This is a genomic window from Streptomyces sp. NBC_01320, from assembly GCF_035974375.1.
GTDB lineage: Bacteria > Actinomycetota > Actinomycetes > Streptomycetales > Streptomycetaceae > Streptomyces > Streptomyces yanii.
Genome location: NZ_CP108390.1, coordinates 1,052,663 through 1,066,176, shown reverse-complemented (window position 1 = coordinate 1,066,176; position 13,514 = coordinate 1,052,663). Strand labels below are relative to the sequence as shown.

Below are 13,514 nucleotides of genomic sequence, written 5' to 3'. Positions count from 1 at the left end.
CCTGCCCGGGCGGGCACTGACCGCCCGGGCGGTTCGAATGAGCAGACCGAAGGAGCCCTATGGCCTACGTGATCACTCAGCGCTGCTGCAACGACGCGAGCTGCCTGCCCCAGTGCCCCGTGGACTGCATTCGGCCGACCCGCGAGGACCCGGCTTTCGCGTCGGCGGAGATGCTCTACATCGATCCGGGCGCGTGCATCGACTGCGGTGCCTGTGTCGAGGCCTGCCCGGTGGGAGCGATCTACTCAGCCGACGAGTTGCCACAGCACCTCTTGCGGTACGAGGACATCAACGCCCGGTACTTCGAACGCCACCCGTTGCAGAGCAGACCCGAAGCCATCGGCGCCGGCCGGCCGAGGAGATCGCCCAGCCGACCTTTGCGGGTCGTGATCGTCGGGTCGGGTCCAGCCGCCTGTTACGCGGCCAACGATCTGCTGCGCCGCTCCAACGTCCAGGTCGACATGCTGGAGCGCCTTCCTACCCCGTGGGGTCTGGTGCGGGCCGGGGTGGCGCCGGACCACTCGGCGACGAAGGCCGTGTCAGGCATCTTCGAGCCCGCCTTCAAACGGGAGGCGATGCGGCTCCACCTGAACGTCGAGGCGGGCAGGGACGTCAGTCACGAGGAGCTCCTCGAGCACGCGCACGCGGTGATCTACGCCGTCGGCGCATCGTCCGAGCGCCGGCTCGGGATTCCCGGTGAGGACCTTCCCGGCAGCCACGCGGCCTCGCGTTTCGTGGCCTGGTACAACGGACACCCGGACTTCGCGGACACTGAGTTCGATCTCTCGGGTGAGCGCGTTGCCATCGTCGGGAACGGCAATGTGGCCCTCGATGCAGCGCGGATCCTGCTCACCGATCCCGACGTCCTCGCCACGACCGACATCGCCGACCACGCCCTCTACGCCCTGCGTGAGAGCAAGGTTCGGGAGGTCGTACTCCTCGGCCGGCGCGGGCCGCTGCAAGCGGCATACAGCAGTGCCGAGTTCCTGGCCCTCGGCTACCTCGACGACGTCGACGTGGTCATCGACGGCAAGGAGCTTGTGCTCGACCCGTTCAGCGAGCGGACGGCCGCCGACCCGGACCTTGATCCCGAGCTCGCACTGAAGCTCAGCCTCGCGGAGGAGTACTCCCGCCGACCCCTCGCCCTGGGCCGTCGCCGGATCGTGTTCCGGTACCGCGCGTCCCCGGTGGAGATTCTCGGGGAGGACAAGGTGGAGAGCGTCAAGGTCGTGAGGAACGAGCTGGTCGAGGTCGGCGGAGAGCTCGGATCGGTGGCGACCGACGACGCGGAGACCCTCGATGCCTTCCTGGTCCTGCGCTCGATCGGCTACCACGGTGAACCCGTCCCCGGTGTCCCGTTCGATGACACCCGAGGTGTCATCCCCAACCTGGCGGGGCGAGTCACGGATCAGGGGTCCCCAGTGCCCGGGGTGTACGTCACCGGATGGATCAAGCGCGGGCCCCGTGGGGTGATCGGGACCAACCGTGGTTGCGCGCTCGAGACCGTCGAGGCACTCATTGACGACTTCGAGGCCGGGGCCCTCGACGACCCGTCGACGGATCCCGGTTCACTCGGGGCGATGCTCAGGCAGCGACAGCCGGACGTTCTCGGCTACCCCGAGTGGAGCGTCGTGGACCGGCTCGAGAAGCAGCGTGGTCGCACGGTCGGCCGTCCCCGCGTCAAGCTGACCACCAAGGCTGAGATCCTGGACGTGATCGCAAAGTCCCGCGGTTGATGTCCGGCTGAGAGGCACTCGGCAGAACCGGAGCAGCCCGGCCCCGGACCAGGGTCATGGCGCCAGGCCCGCCAGCGGCGCATGGAGCCGCAGGGGTGCGTGTGAGACCGTCTCCGCCCGGCCTGCCGCCAGGGACAACCCCAGCCGGAGGAGCAAGAATTCTTCCGCCTCACCCAGCTCCAGCCCCGAGCACGCCGGGCCGGGCGGCTGTCTGCCCTGAAGCCCGCCCTCATAGGTGTGTCGACGCGGAATCCGGGCAGTGATCCCCGGGAAGGCAGACCAGGCGGCCCACCGCAAGAAGAAGGGCAGCGCAGGTGGCCGTCCGGTCTCCCACGACACCGAGCGGTACAAGGACCGCCACACGGTGGAGCGGCTGATCAACAAGAGGAAGGCGTGGCGGGGCGTGGCCACCCAGTACGACAGGACGCCCGACAGCTACCTGGCCGGACTCCGGCTTGGAGGCTCGAACATCCGGATCCGCAGCGTCCGCCCCGCCACATGATCACGTCTCCGGGCCGGCCCCGGTTGCAGTCTTCCTCGGCGTGAGCACGTAGTCGCCGAGATCCACGTGGCGGGTGCGGGTCCAGTACTCGGCGTTCGTCCAAGGGAGGTTCGTGACGATCCGGCCCTTGGCGTTCCGGTAGTAGCTCGTCATCCCCGGATGGCTCCACACCGCGCCCTCGAGGGCTTGGTCCAGCTCGGTCATGAACCGCTCAAAGGCCTCTGTACGCACCTCCGCACTGCCGATCCCCTCCACGCTCATGTGGGTGAGCAGTTCGAGGATGTAGCGGACCTGCATCTCGACGGTCATCACCAGGCTCCCGCCGTGGCCGGCGTTGGTGTTAGGGCCGAAGAGCATGAAGAAGTTGGGGAAGTCGGGCATGCTCATGCCGAGGTAGGCACGTGCGTCGTCGACGCCCCACGTGTCCCGCAGCGTGGCGCCGCTGCGCCCACGCAGCTCCATCGGGCCGAGCATGTTGATCGCGTCGAACCCGGTGGCCAGTACGATCACGTCGACCTCGACGTGCCGCCCTGACCTGGTGGTTACCCCGGTCTGGTCCACCTTCGCGACGCTCTCCGGGACGAGGTCGACGTTCTCACTCGTCAGGGACTCGAACCAGCCGTGGTCGAGCAGCGGCCGCTTGCCGTACGGGGGGTAGGCCGGGGTGCTGGCCTCGATGAGCTCAGGACGCCCCTTCAGCTGCCGCTCGATGTACCCCGTGAGGAAGACGCGGTGCCGTTCGTTGGCAGCGTTGACCGAGCGCTCGGGGTGCTCCCAACTGGGGTCGACGCGCAGGATCCGGTACATCCGGTCGCCGAAGTTCCAGACCTGCCGCAGTCGGTACCAGCCGAGGTACCAGGGCACGTGTGCCATGAGGAACTTCTTCTGCTCGCTGACGTCCTCGCCCGCGTTGGGGTTGGGCAGGATCCACTGGGGTGAGCGCTGGAAGACGGTGACGTGAGAAGCCTTTCGCCGGATGGCGGGCACGAGCTGCATGGCCGAGGCTCCGCTGCCGACGACCGCGACACGCTTACCAGCCAGGTCGAGCTGGGGGTCCCACGCCGCCGTGTGGACCACGGGCCCTGTGAAGGTGTCCAGCCCCGGGAGCTTCGGGCTTGATGGCCTGTTGAATTGCCCCACGGCGCTGACGATGACGCCGTAGTCGGCCTCCCGGCGGGTGCCGTCCGGCATGCGCAGCGTGACGCTCCAGTGCTGGGCCGTGTCGTTCCAGGTGGCCGACTCGAGCTCGGTACCGTACTGCACCTTCTCCCGTATGCCGTGCTGCTCGGCGACGCTTACCAGGTAGCCCTGCACATCCCCCTGCCCGGCGAAGTATCGCGGCCAGTCGGGGCGCTGCGCGAAGGCGAAGGAGTAGAGGTGGACCGGGGTGTCCACACCGCAGCCGGGATAGGTGTTCTCGTGCCAGGTCCCACCGACACCGTCGTTCTTGTCGATGATGGTGAACGGCAGACCGGCCTCCTCGAGTCGGATGGCGGCGGCGAGGCCGGAGAACCCCGTCCCGACGATCAGGGTGTGGGGTGCACCGTGGCGTGACGGCTCCGTGAGGGAGGCGGGCGTCCGGCTCGCTGTGCCGAGCTCTTCGGCAAGCAGTCCAGCCGTGTTCGCGGGCACGTCGTCCCCGACAACGAGACTGAGAATCTCGACGAGCTGCTCAGGGGTGGGAGCCGGGACCTGGGGGAGAGCGCCGCGCATATGGTCGAGGATCACCAGGTGTGCCGTCGCACGCAGCTCACGCTGGGACTCCTTCGCCAGCCCCGCGTCGTCATGGTCGCCTGGACCACGCATCGGCCCGGGCGCGAACTGGCTTTGCAGGTAGGACCAGTTGCCCGTGAGGTGCGTGAGGACCGCAAGGATCGTGGGCAGGTTGGCGTCCTCGAGGGCCCAGGCGAGTCTCTCCTCGAAAGCAGCGTCGTCGACGTCGTCGGTTCCGGTGTCTGGTGTCACAAGTGTCACGGTTCGTCCTTTGTCGATGAGGAGGCGCGCTGGGTGATGGTCCGTTCGACCCGCACTGGCCATGCGGCTGATGAGATAATAGACTGTGGGTCTCAATAAGATACCAAGACACTCGATACGAGAGGTCTCAGAATGGGTGAATCCAAGCTCGCTTGCATGCGGCTGAGTCGACCGGCTGATGGGGTTCTCCAGGTCACCCTGAGCCGGCCCGACCTGATGAACCGTGTCGACGAGGGTTTCCACAGTGAGATGATTGCGGTCCTGCGGGATGTCGCTGACGATCGCTCGGTCCGAGCGGTCGTGCTTGCCTCGACGGGGAAGGTCTTCTCGGCGGGCGGCGACTTCGATCTCATGCGGCTCGCCCACTCGAACGTCGCTGCGAGACAGCGGATTGTCGATGACGGACGGCGCCTCGTCGACGCGCTCCTGTCGATTCCCCAGCCCGTCGTCGCCGCGGTGCACGGGGCGGCGATCGGGGTGGGGGCAACGATCGTCCTGCTCTGCGACGCAGTCGTCGCGGCACGTGGCGCGACGATCGCCGACACCCACGTCGCAGTGGGACTTGTGGCCGGCGACGGGGGTTGTGTGGCGTGGCCTCATGCGGCCGGTATGCTGCGCGCGCGTCGCTATCTCCTGACCGGCGACTCTCTCGATGCGACCACGGCATACGGATTCGGCCTCGTCACCGACCTCGTGGACGCTCCGGAGGAGGTCCTGCCCCTCGCCCTCGACATCGCGGGACGGATGGCCGCTCGTGCCCCGCTCGCCGTCCAGGGGACCAAGAGGGCGCTGAACCGGCTTGCGGCGCAACGAGCCGGAGAGGTGCTCGACCTCTCCTTCGCCCTGGAGCAACAGACCCTCGCATCCGAGGACTTGTTGGAGGGGATCGCGGCCTTCCAGGAGCGTCGGGTGCCGGAGTTCCGAGGGCGTTGAGCACTGAGCGGGAGGCGCGCGCATGACACCCGGGTCACGCCCCCAGCCGACTACGTTAGGGAGACACCATGACCGATCGCAGGATCTCGACCCGATTCACTGAGCTCTTCGGAGTCACTCATCCCGTGGTGCAGGGGGGAATGCAGTGGGTCGGACGTGCTGAACTCGTGGCGGCGGTGGCGAACGCCGGCGCCCTGGGGTTCATCACCGCGCTGACCCAGCCGACGCCTCGCGATCTCGCTCGCGAGATCGAGCGCTGCCGCACTCTGACCGATCAACCGTTCGGTGTCAATCTCACGATCTTGCCGTCGATCACGCCGCCGCCGTATGCCGAGTACTGCCGGGCCATCATCGACTCGGGTGTCACTATCGTCGAGACGGCCGGCAACCTGCCGACCGAGTTCGTCGAGATGCTCAAGCCCGAGGGCATCAGGATTATCCACAAGTGCACAAGCATCCGGCACGCGCTCAAGGCCCAGGCGGTGGGCGTCGATGCCCTGAGCATCGACGGGTTCGAATGTGCCGGGCACCCGGGTGAGGACGACATCCCCGGACTCGTCCTCATCCCACGTGCGGCGAACACCGTGTCGATCCCGTTCATCGCCTCCGGGGGGATCGCCGATGCCCGCGGCCTGGTGGCCGCACTCGCCCTGGGCGCGGACGGAGTGAACATGGGCACCCGGTTCATGTGTACGGCGGAGTCTCCGATCGCCGGACCGATCAAGCAGGCGATCGTGTCGGCCACCGAGCGGGACACCGAGCTGATCTTCCGCCCCCTGCGCAACACGGCCAGGGTGGCGAGCAACAGCGTGAGCCGTGAGGTCGTGCGCCTGCTCGGGAAGGATCCACGCTTCGAGGTCGTCCGCGACCTCGTCGCCGGGGTGCGGGGACGCAGAGTGTTCGAGGAGGGGGATCCCGAACTCGGCATCTGGACAGCGGGAATGGTCCAGGGGCTGATCACCGACATCCCCACCGTGGCCGAGCTCATCGACCGGATCGTCGAAGAGGCGTGCGTGCTCATCGAGGACAGGCTTTCGTCGATGGCATCCGTCGGGCGGGAGGTCGCGGCATGAACGATGCGGTCATCGTCAGTGCGGTCCGGACACCCATCGGCACGGCATTCAAGGGGACGCTGAGGGACACCAGTGCCGCCGAGCTCGCCCAGCAGGTGCTCCGTGCGTGCGTGGAGCGCTCGGGCGTCGAGCCGTCCGACATCGACGACGTGATCCTCGCGGAGTCGCTCGCCGGCGGCGGGGTCATCGCTCGCCACGCCGCGGTGGCGGTCGGGCTGGCCGGGGTGCCCGGCCAGGCGGTGAACCGCCACTGTGCGGGAAGCCTCACCGCCCTCGGGAACGCGGCCGCTGCTGTGCGCTCCGGGGCCGCTGACGTCGTCGTCGCGGGCGGGACGGAGTCTGCATCGACGGCGCCCGCCCTGGAGTGGCGGGTCTCCGGCTCGAGCCAGCCACGTGTCGGGATGGCCCCCACGTTCCCCCACCACGACGGTGCCACGGACGACGTGACGATCACCGTCGGGTGGAGCACCGCGCAGGAGACGGGCTTGTCACGACGGGAGATGGACGAGTGGGCATTGCGCTCGCACCATCGAGCGGTTGCCGCGATCGACGGGGGCCTCTTCGCGGATGAGGTGGTCCCGCTCTCGGTGACGGTCGACGGGGGCGGGGCGCACTTCGCCCAGGACGAGCACCCACGTCGCTCGACGTCACTTGAGAAGCTCTCCGCTCTGCAGCCCGTTCACCCCGAGATCGAGGGGTTCTCGATCACTGCGGGCAACGCGAGCGGGATCAACGATGCAGCGGCCACGCTCGTGGTCGTGAGCGGCGACTACGCCCGCGAACACGGCCTCCAGCCGCTCGCGACGATCCGCGGATGGGACGCAGTCGGAGTCGAGCCGCACCGCACCGGTATGGCCGCGGTCGAGGTGATCCCCAAGATCCTCGGGCGCGCCTCCCTGGCGGTCTCGGACGTCGCCCTGTGGGAGATCAACGAGGCATTCGCCTCGGTGCCGCTCGCCGCCGTACGAGTGCACGGTATCGACGAGGAAGCGGTCAACATCCACGGATCAGGGTGCAGTCTGGGGCACCCGATAGCCGCCTCGGGTGCGCGCATGGTGACGACCCTCGTGCACGCCCTGCGACGACGGGGAGGTGGCCTCGGCGTCGCGGCGATGTGCGCTGGTGGAGGTATGGGCGGGGCGGTGGTCCTCGAAGTGTAGGCCGCGTCCGTGTCAGCTTGCTGTCCGGAGCCAATGCCCCGCCCTGGTGGTCGCGGTGCGGCCGAAGTCCCGGTTCCGGCGGCGGTGCGGTCTCTGCCGCGCCCGCTGCCCGCGCTACGACCACGGCGCGGGCAGCCGCCGGTGGTGGCACCTGGACGCCGCCCGCTGCCGCTGTTCCCGGAGGCGGACGTGCCGCATGGCCTGCCCGCGGCACGGGGTGGTGGTCGCCGCGGTGCCCTGGGCCCGGCACGGCGCCGGCCACACCCGCGACTTCGACCTGGCGCACCGTCGGCGCAGGTGGCCGGCCAGGCGGCCTGCTGGGCCCCGATCGAGCGCTCTCTCGCCCACCCGACCGCGCGGTCACCAGACACCGTCAAGGCGTATGCGCACGACCTAGGACCACTTCACCTTCCTCAGCCCTCGAGGAGACCCAGGAGGGCGTGGGTGTCGCGGTAGAAGACGTCGAGTCCGACGATTTTCCCGTCCTTGATCTGGTATAGCTCGAGCACCCTCGTAACGATCTCCGAACTGGACGAGCGTGACCTCACCCGGAGCTCGACGTCCGCGAGAGCGCGCCCGTCCCCGGCCCCGCTCACCCGGACGTCCTGGACCGTGAGTTCGAAGAGCTCGTTGATCTGCCGCAGGAGGGCACGCATGCCGCGCGGTCCGTGGTGCTCACCCCTGTACGGCAGGCTGTCGGGCTCGTGGGCGACGAACTCTTCAGCTACGAGGTCGAAGGCCTGACGAATGGTCGCCGGATCTCCGAGCCTGGTCATGAACTCCTGGAGGACATCTTGGGCCCTCGCCGTCACTGCTGGGCCTCCTCGCGCAGGACCCGGCGCAGGACCTTGCCGGTGGGGGACGTGGGAAGCACATCGAGGAAGCGGTAGCTCCGTGGGATCTTGTATCCCGCCAGAAGCCTCCGGCAGTGGGCGTCGAGCGCGTCCTGTGACGCGTCCCCGACGACGACGGCGGTCACCCGCTGGCCCCAGTAGTCGTCGGGCACCCCGACGACCGCGACCTCGCGCACGCCCGGCACCTCGAGCAGGACGTTCTCGACCTCGGCCGGGTAGACGTTCATCCCGCCGGTCACGATGAGGTCGGACCGGCGGTCCGCCAGGTACAGGTATCCGTCCTCGTCGACCCGACCCATGTCACCCGCGGTGACCCACCCGTTTCTGGCGGCGTTCTCCGGTGCGGGCACCGAGCCGTTGAAGCCGCTGGTCATGATCAGGCCCTGAAGGTAGATAGTGCCGATCTCACCTGTGGGGAGATTGTTGCCCTCGTCATCGAGGATGAGGGCCTGCGCGCCGAAGTGCGGGAGCCCTACCGAGCCCTCCCGGCCTGCGCTCTCCTCGCCGCGCAGCAGGGTGAGCATCCCCAGCTCGGACGTCCCGTACAGCTCGGTGAACTCGACGTGCGGGAATCGTCTGACAGCCGCCGACTTGAGCGTGGGGGGCAGCGAGGAGCCGACGAGGAAGACCGTACGGAGGCTCTTGGCGTCGCCGGGGTTCGGCAGCGCCGCCGCCAGCATGGTCGGCACCATGAACATCTGCGTCACGCCCTGCTCGTCGCAGTCCTGCCAGATGGTCTTCGGGTCGAACTTCTCGTGGAGCACCACCTTGGCCCCCACCTGCACCGCGGCCAGCGCGAAGTTGAACGCGGCGTGCGCGAGCGGGGCATTGACGAGGAACGTGTCGTCCGAGCGGTATCTCAGGTCGACTGCCATGTGGAGGGCCTGGAGGCTGATGTTGCGCTGGCTGTTCGGGAACATCCGCGGCAGGCCGGTCGTGCCGGAGGTGAAACGCACCCAGTAGGGTGAGGTCTCCTCGACGTCAGCCTCGTGCTCGACGCCACGCTCACCCCTGTCGATGATGTCGAGGACGGTGGGTCCCGCCGCTGAGATTGTCAGATCCGCCTCAGCCTCGGAGAGTTGGAACTCGATCTCCTTCGCGGAGCTCATCGGGTTCAGCGGGAGGACGACCATACCTGCCCGGGCGATGCCGAACATCATGGCGAAGGTCTCTGGCAGGTTCGTGGCACTGAGCGCAACGACAGAGCCCGGCTGGAGACCCGATCGCAGGAGCCCGTCCGCGGCCTGGTCGGCCAGCTGGTCGAACTCACGCCAGGTCAGCGACCGGTCCCCACAGATCACGGCGACGTCGGCCGGCCGGCGACGGGCGGCCAACCGCAGGATCCGCTCAACGAGCAGGCGACGCCACGGCGGCGGCTGGTTGCCGTACTCGGGGACGTAGTCCCACGAGGCGGGCTTCGAGTCACCGTCGAGCTGCTGACCGTGGTCCATGGCTCCAACTCCCCACTGTTCGCCTGCCTCAGCCACCCGTCACCTGGCAGGCGCCGCAAGTCAATCCATAACCGGCTCGGTGACCCACGGGGTGGTCATCAGTCGCCGTGGGCTCGCGGCGCCCCTCGACGCCGCATATTTTTGACTTCTCGAGTCTCATTATAAGTACCCGCAGCGCAGGGTCAACGGCGCTTACGGCTACATTTGACGGCCCGTTTAGACATTCAGAATCTCGGAACCATAGAATTGCCGTGGACAGGGGCCATGACCGTCGAGAGCGAGATCCCGAGTCCTCGTGAGGTGCCGAGCTGGGAGAGCTCCGGAACGAGACGTGGCCAAGCGTGTGCGAGGCCAGAGGTTCCGTCGTCCCGAGGACATGACTGGAGTCGTCACGGCGACCCACGAGCCGGAGGCACGCCACGCACAACACCACATCCGAGGAATATCCCCTCGTGCCGGTCGACGCGTCGGACGAGGAGTGGCGCACGTGGGCAGACACGCTACCCCTTGCGGCCGGCTTCGACGTCCGGTGCATCTGCCTCGCCCCGGGGTCGGGTGAATTCGTCGTCGAGAGCAGCCCCATCTCCGTCAACCCGAACGGCGCCGTCCACGGCGGGGTGGTCGCCGCTGTCATCGACCATGCGCTTGGCGTCGTGTGCGTTCGCATGGTCCATGCGGGTGACGGTGTCGCGACGGCGTCGCTCAACATCGACTACTACCGGCCCTGTGTTCTCCCTATGAGGCTGTCGGTGTCGGTCCAGCGATCCGGGCGCACCGTGGTCTTCGCACGGGTGCAGGTGACCGGTGCTGACGGCGAGCTCTACGCGGAGGCGAGCGGGGTGATGTCGGTGCGCCCGAGCCGAGAAGCCCGCCGCGCGCTGGAGCGCTCTCGTCTGCCATGACAGTAGCGCCAGCCGGCCGGACGTGGGCACTCGCCCCGTCGACACGTGCACCGAGTGGTCTTGACCTGCTTTGACGGACATCGAAGATCAGGGGCTTCGGCCCAGGAAGGACGATGTCCATCATGGAGAGCATGGAGAAGACGCAGCCGCATCCTCGCCGCGCCTTCACGCCGAAGTGCAAGGCTGAGATCGTCGAGCTGGGTCAGCGTGGTGACCGCTCTATCGGTCAGGTCGCCAAGGACTTCGACTTGACCGAGACCGCGATGCGCGACTGGGTCAAGCAGGCCGAGGCCGAGGCCGGCGAGCGGGCCAGCCTGACCAGCGCCGGGTCGGCACCGTAACACGATTCCGGATCCGCGGGCCGCCGTACGGCGACGTCACAGAAGCGAGACTAGCCGTATCATCTCATCACTACAGAATCGCTTCCAGCACGGGGGGTCTCAAAAGTGACAGAGTCAGGGCGTCAGGACACAAACGGCGATGGCAAGCGGCCGCTGGGCCGGCCGCGGCGGGTGATCGACCCGGACGCGCTAGCCGCCACCGTCGCCAAGCTTTACGAGGAGGAGGGGCACGATGGGGTCAGCGTTACCGCCGCGGCGGACAGATTGAACGTGTCCCGAGCCACGCTCTACCGCACCTATCCCACAAAGGAGCACATCATCGCCGTGCTCTTCGAACGGAGCACCAAGGAGCTCACGGCCTTGGCCGAGCAGATCGTCGGCAGCGACGACACGGCACGCGAGAAGCTCGAGGCCCTGATCACCCTCCAGGTGGACGCTTCGGTGCGCATGCGCGGCTACTTGCCCGTCTTCTTCGGCGGTGGGGGCCTGCCCCCGGACTCCTACGAGCGATGGCGTTCATTCAGCCGGCACTACGAGAACCTGTGGGTCAAGGTCCTCAAGGACGCCATGGCCAACGGCCTGCTGGCCGAGGCCGACCCGGTCGTCACGGCCCGACTGCTCCTCGGTCAATGCTTGTGGATCTCGAGGTGGTACCGCCCCAGCAGCAAGTACACGCGTAAGGCGATCACGGAAGCCGCGCTCGCGCTGCTCCCGCCCGCTCCGCGCCCGCGGTCTAGCCGCGCTCAGTCCCCGGGGCGTTCAGCGCGGTGAGGCTCGCCCGAGCCATCTGCAGCATCAACTCGGGCGCCGAGCCGAGTCGTCGGGTCTCCGGCGGGCGTAGGGCCTCCGACAGCAGCATGGTTTGAACGGCACGGGCGGCAACCACCAGCTCCTCGCGCGATCGCCCCTGGTAGCAACGGCCCAGACACTCGACCCACCGGTCGGAGAACCGGTGCAGGCGCCGGAAGTGTTCGCGCCGGTAGGGATCCGCCAACGAGCGCTGCTCCCGGACCCAGATCGCTGCGAGCTTCTCGTGGCTCATCGCGAGTTCGATGAAGCCTCGGAGCAAGGAGTCCAGCTCTTCGTACGGATCACTGCCGGGTTTGCCCGACTGGACGAGCAGCTCGTCGAGCATACGGCTGAAGAGCGCGGCCAGGATCTCGTCCTTGCCCGAGAAGTGCCGATAGATGGCCGAGCCGCTCGTCCCCGCGGCCTTGCCGATGTCATCGACCCCGACGCCGTCGAAGCTGCGCTCGAAGAACAGCTTCTCGGCGGCGAGCAGAATCTCTTGGTGACGGGGCATGACGGAGAGTCTACGAGACGCCCGCGCCGCCCCGCTCGGCACCATCAGAGGCCGAGCGACTTGGCGATGATGGACTTCATGACTTCCGAGGTGCCGCCGAAGATTCGGGTGACGCGCGCATCCGTGTAGAGGCCGGCGATCGGATACTCGTTGATGTAGCCGTACCCCCCGTGCACCTGAAGGCACTTGTCAACGACTCGCTGCTGCAGCTCCGAGACGAACAGCTTCGCCCGCGCGGCGTCCGCGGGGGTGAGTTCGTCACGGTCAAGCGCCTCGATCGCCTGGTCCACAAGCGCCTGTCCCGCCGCGATGTCGGTGGCGCACTCCGCCAGGACGAACTTGGTGTTCTGGAAGTCCTGGAGACGTTTGCCGAAGACGCTTCTCTCCTTGGCGTACGAGGTCGCCAACTGCAGGGCCCGCACAGCCGAAGCCATCCCTGCGACGGCTATCGTCAGGCGCTCCTGAGCGAGATTGTGGGCAAGGTACTCGAAGGCGCGCCCTTCTTCACCCAGCACATCCTCCACTGGAACCCGGACGTCGGAGAACGAGAGTTCCACCGTGTCCTGCGCCCGCAAGCCGATCTTGTCCAGCTTCCGCCCCACCTTGAATCCGGGGCTGCGTGAGTCGACGACAAGGATCGAGAGCCCTGAGCGCCTGTCGTCCTCCGAGGCCGGCGCGGTCCGGCACACGACAAGCACCCGGTCGGCGTTGGCGCCACCGGTGATGAAGGTCTTTGCCCCGTTGAGGACGTAGTGGCCGCCGTCGCGCCTCGCTGTCGTCATAACCCCTGCGACGTCCGATCCCGTCCCGGGCTCAGTGATCGCAAGAGCGAGGACGAGATCACCACGAGCGACGGCGGGGAGCCACCTGCGCCGCTGCTCCTCCGTGCAGTAGTGGAGCAGATAGGGCAGGCAGACCTCGGAGTGCACCCGCAGGGAGCCGAGGTTCGCGTCACCGAGGATCGTCTCCTCGATGAACACCGCGTTGAACTTGTAGCTCGTCGCTCCGGCTCCGCCGTACTCCTCGGGCACCTGGAGCCCTATGAGGCCCTGCTGGGCCGCCTTGGTGTACATGTCCCGGTCCACGAGGCCTCGCTCGGACCACTCGCGGTAGTAGGGCTGGATCTCGCGCTCCACGAAGGTGCGCACCGAGGCGCGGAAGGCATCGTGGTCCTCGTCGAAAAGAGTGCGTCTCACAAGTCCGCTCCTTGTATCCCGGCCGGATCCCCCGGCCACACGTCCTCGGGCCCTGCGTCCCAAAGGTCACTCGGTGGCTCCCACCACCC

At 67.8% G+C, this 13,514-nt stretch carries 12 protein-coding genes and 1 pseudogene; 8 read left to right on the top strand and 5 right to left on the bottom strand.

Features of this window, described 5'->3' with window-relative positions; all coding sequences use genetic code 11:
* Positions 1 to 59: 59 nt before the first annotated feature.
* Complete coding sequence (locus OG395_RS05305; protein ID WP_327241832.1) at positions 60 to 1,736, top strand: FAD-dependent oxidoreductase; 1,677 nt, start codon at positions 60 to 62, stop codon at positions 1,734 to 1,736.
* Positions 1,737 to 1,977: 241 nt separating this feature from the next.
* Positions 1,978 to 2,238, top strand: a pseudogene (locus OG395_RS05300) (IS5/IS1182 family transposase); the annotation flags it as partial.
* Here OG395_RS05300 and OG395_RS05295 read toward each other — a convergent pair.
* Complete coding sequence (locus OG395_RS05295) at positions 2,239 to 4,212, bottom strand: flavin-containing monooxygenase (RefSeq protein WP_327241831.1); 1,974 nt, start codon at positions 4,210 to 4,212, stop codon at positions 2,239 to 2,241. It lies immediately after the preceding pseudogene.
* Between the two features lie 156 nt (positions 4,213 to 4,368).
* Here OG395_RS05295 and OG395_RS05290 point away from each other — a divergent pair, with 156 nt between their 5' ends.
* The 3 genes from OG395_RS05290 (at position 4,369) to OG395_RS05280 (ending at position 7,378) form a co-directional block, all read left to right on the top strand.
* Positions 4,369 to 5,145 (top strand): enoyl-CoA hydratase/isomerase family protein, encoded by a 777-nt coding sequence (locus OG395_RS05290; protein WP_327241830.1) that lies wholly within the window; start codon positions 4,369 to 4,371, stop codon positions 5,143 to 5,145.
* Between the two features lie 68 nt (positions 5,146 to 5,213).
* Complete coding sequence (locus tag OG395_RS05285; protein ID WP_327241829.1) at positions 5,214 to 6,218, top strand: NAD(P)H-dependent flavin oxidoreductase; 1,005 nt, start codon at positions 5,214 to 5,216, stop codon at positions 6,216 to 6,218.
* Positions 6,215 to 7,378: a thiolase family protein gene (locus OG395_RS05280; protein WP_327241828.1), complete on the top strand. Its 1,164-nt coding sequence runs from the start codon at positions 6,215 to 6,217 to the stop codon at positions 7,376 to 7,378. Before OG395_RS05285 ends, OG395_RS05280 begins: the two co-directional genes overlap by 4 nt.
* Positions 7,379 to 7,791: 413 nt before the next feature.
* Here OG395_RS05280 and OG395_RS05275 read toward each other — a convergent pair whose 3' ends face one another.
* Positions 7,792 to 8,190 carry a nuclear transport factor 2 family protein gene (locus OG395_RS05275; protein ID WP_327241827.1) on the bottom strand — a complete coding sequence of 133 codons (399 nt, stop codon included), beginning with the start codon at positions 8,188 to 8,190 and terminating at the stop codon, positions 7,792 to 7,794.
* A complete protein-coding gene (locus OG395_RS05270; RefSeq protein ID WP_327241826.1) occupies positions 8,187 to 9,683 on the bottom strand; it encodes a class I adenylate-forming enzyme family protein in 1,497 nt (498 codons plus the stop codon). Before OG395_RS05270 ends, OG395_RS05275 begins: the two co-directional genes overlap by 4 nt.
* Positions 9,684 to 10,135: 452 nt before the next feature.
* On the opposite strand from OG395_RS05270, the gene OG395_RS05265 reads away from it, so the two are divergent.
* The 3 genes from OG395_RS05265 to OG395_RS05255 all read left to right on the top strand — a co-directional run bounded on the left by OG395_RS05265 (position 10,136) and on the right by OG395_RS05255 (position 11,697).
* The gene (locus OG395_RS05265) at positions 10,136 to 10,585 is read left to right on the top strand and encodes a PaaI family thioesterase (RefSeq protein WP_327241825.1); all 450 of its coding nucleotides are present in this window, start codon (positions 10,136 to 10,138) and stop codon (positions 10,583 to 10,585) included.
* Between the two features lie 131 nt (positions 10,586 to 10,716).
* Positions 10,717 to 10,926 (top strand): transposase, encoded by a 210-nt coding sequence (locus OG395_RS05260; protein ID WP_327241824.1) that lies wholly within the window; start codon positions 10,717 to 10,719, stop codon positions 10,924 to 10,926.
* A gap of 105 nt (positions 10,927 to 11,031) precedes the next feature.
* The gene (locus OG395_RS05255) at positions 11,032 to 11,697 is read left to right on the top strand and encodes a TetR family transcriptional regulator (RefSeq protein WP_327241823.1); all 666 of its coding nucleotides are present in this window, start codon (positions 11,032 to 11,034) and stop codon (positions 11,695 to 11,697) included.
* On the opposite strand, the gene OG395_RS05250 is transcribed toward OG395_RS05255, so the two are convergent.
* Together OG395_RS05250 and OG395_RS05245 are read right to left on the bottom strand one after the other, a co-directional pair.
* Positions 11,660 to 12,229, bottom strand: coding sequence for a TetR/AcrR family transcriptional regulator (locus tag OG395_RS05250; RefSeq protein ID WP_327241822.1), 570 nt, complete (start codon positions 12,227 to 12,229; stop codon positions 11,660 to 11,662). The two genes, OG395_RS05255 and OG395_RS05250, sit on opposite strands and share 38 nt — an antisense overlap.
* A 44-nt stretch (positions 12,230 to 12,273) precedes the next feature.
* Positions 12,274 to 13,425, bottom strand: coding sequence for an acyl-CoA dehydrogenase family protein (locus tag OG395_RS05245; RefSeq protein ID WP_327241821.1), 1,152 nt, complete (start codon positions 13,423 to 13,425; stop codon positions 12,274 to 12,276).
* Between the last annotated feature and the right edge of the window lie 89 nt (positions 13,426 to 13,514).

What these genes read in the sequence shown, in the direction of transcription:
- OG395_RS05260 (WP_327241824.1), top strand. Translation starts at nt 10,717, where the DNA reads ATGGAGAAGACGCAGCCGCATCCTCGCCGCGCCTTCACGCCGAAGTGC.
- OG395_RS05270 (WP_327241826.1), bottom strand. Translation starts at nt 9,683, where the DNA reads ATGGACCACGGTCAGCAGCTCGACGGTGACTCGAAGCCCGCCTCGTGG.
- OG395_RS05290 (WP_327241830.1), top strand. Translation starts at nt 4,369, where the DNA reads ATGCGGCTGAGTCGACCGGCTGATGGGGTTCTCCAGGTCACCCTGAGC.
- OG395_RS05285 (WP_327241829.1), top strand. Translation starts at nt 5,214, where the DNA reads ATGACCGATCGCAGGATCTCGACCCGATTCACTGAGCTCTTCGGAGTC.
- OG395_RS05280 (WP_327241828.1), top strand. Translation starts at nt 6,215, where the DNA reads ATGAACGATGCGGTCATCGTCAGTGCGGTCCGGACACCCATCGGCACG.
- OG395_RS05305 (WP_327241832.1), top strand. Translation starts at nt 60, where the DNA reads ATGGCCTACGTGATCACTCAGCGCTGCTGCAACGACGCGAGCTGCCTG.
- OG395_RS05250 (WP_327241822.1), bottom strand. Translation starts at nt 12,229, where the DNA reads ATGCCCCGTCACCAAGAGATTCTGCTCGCCGCCGAGAAGCTGTTCTTC.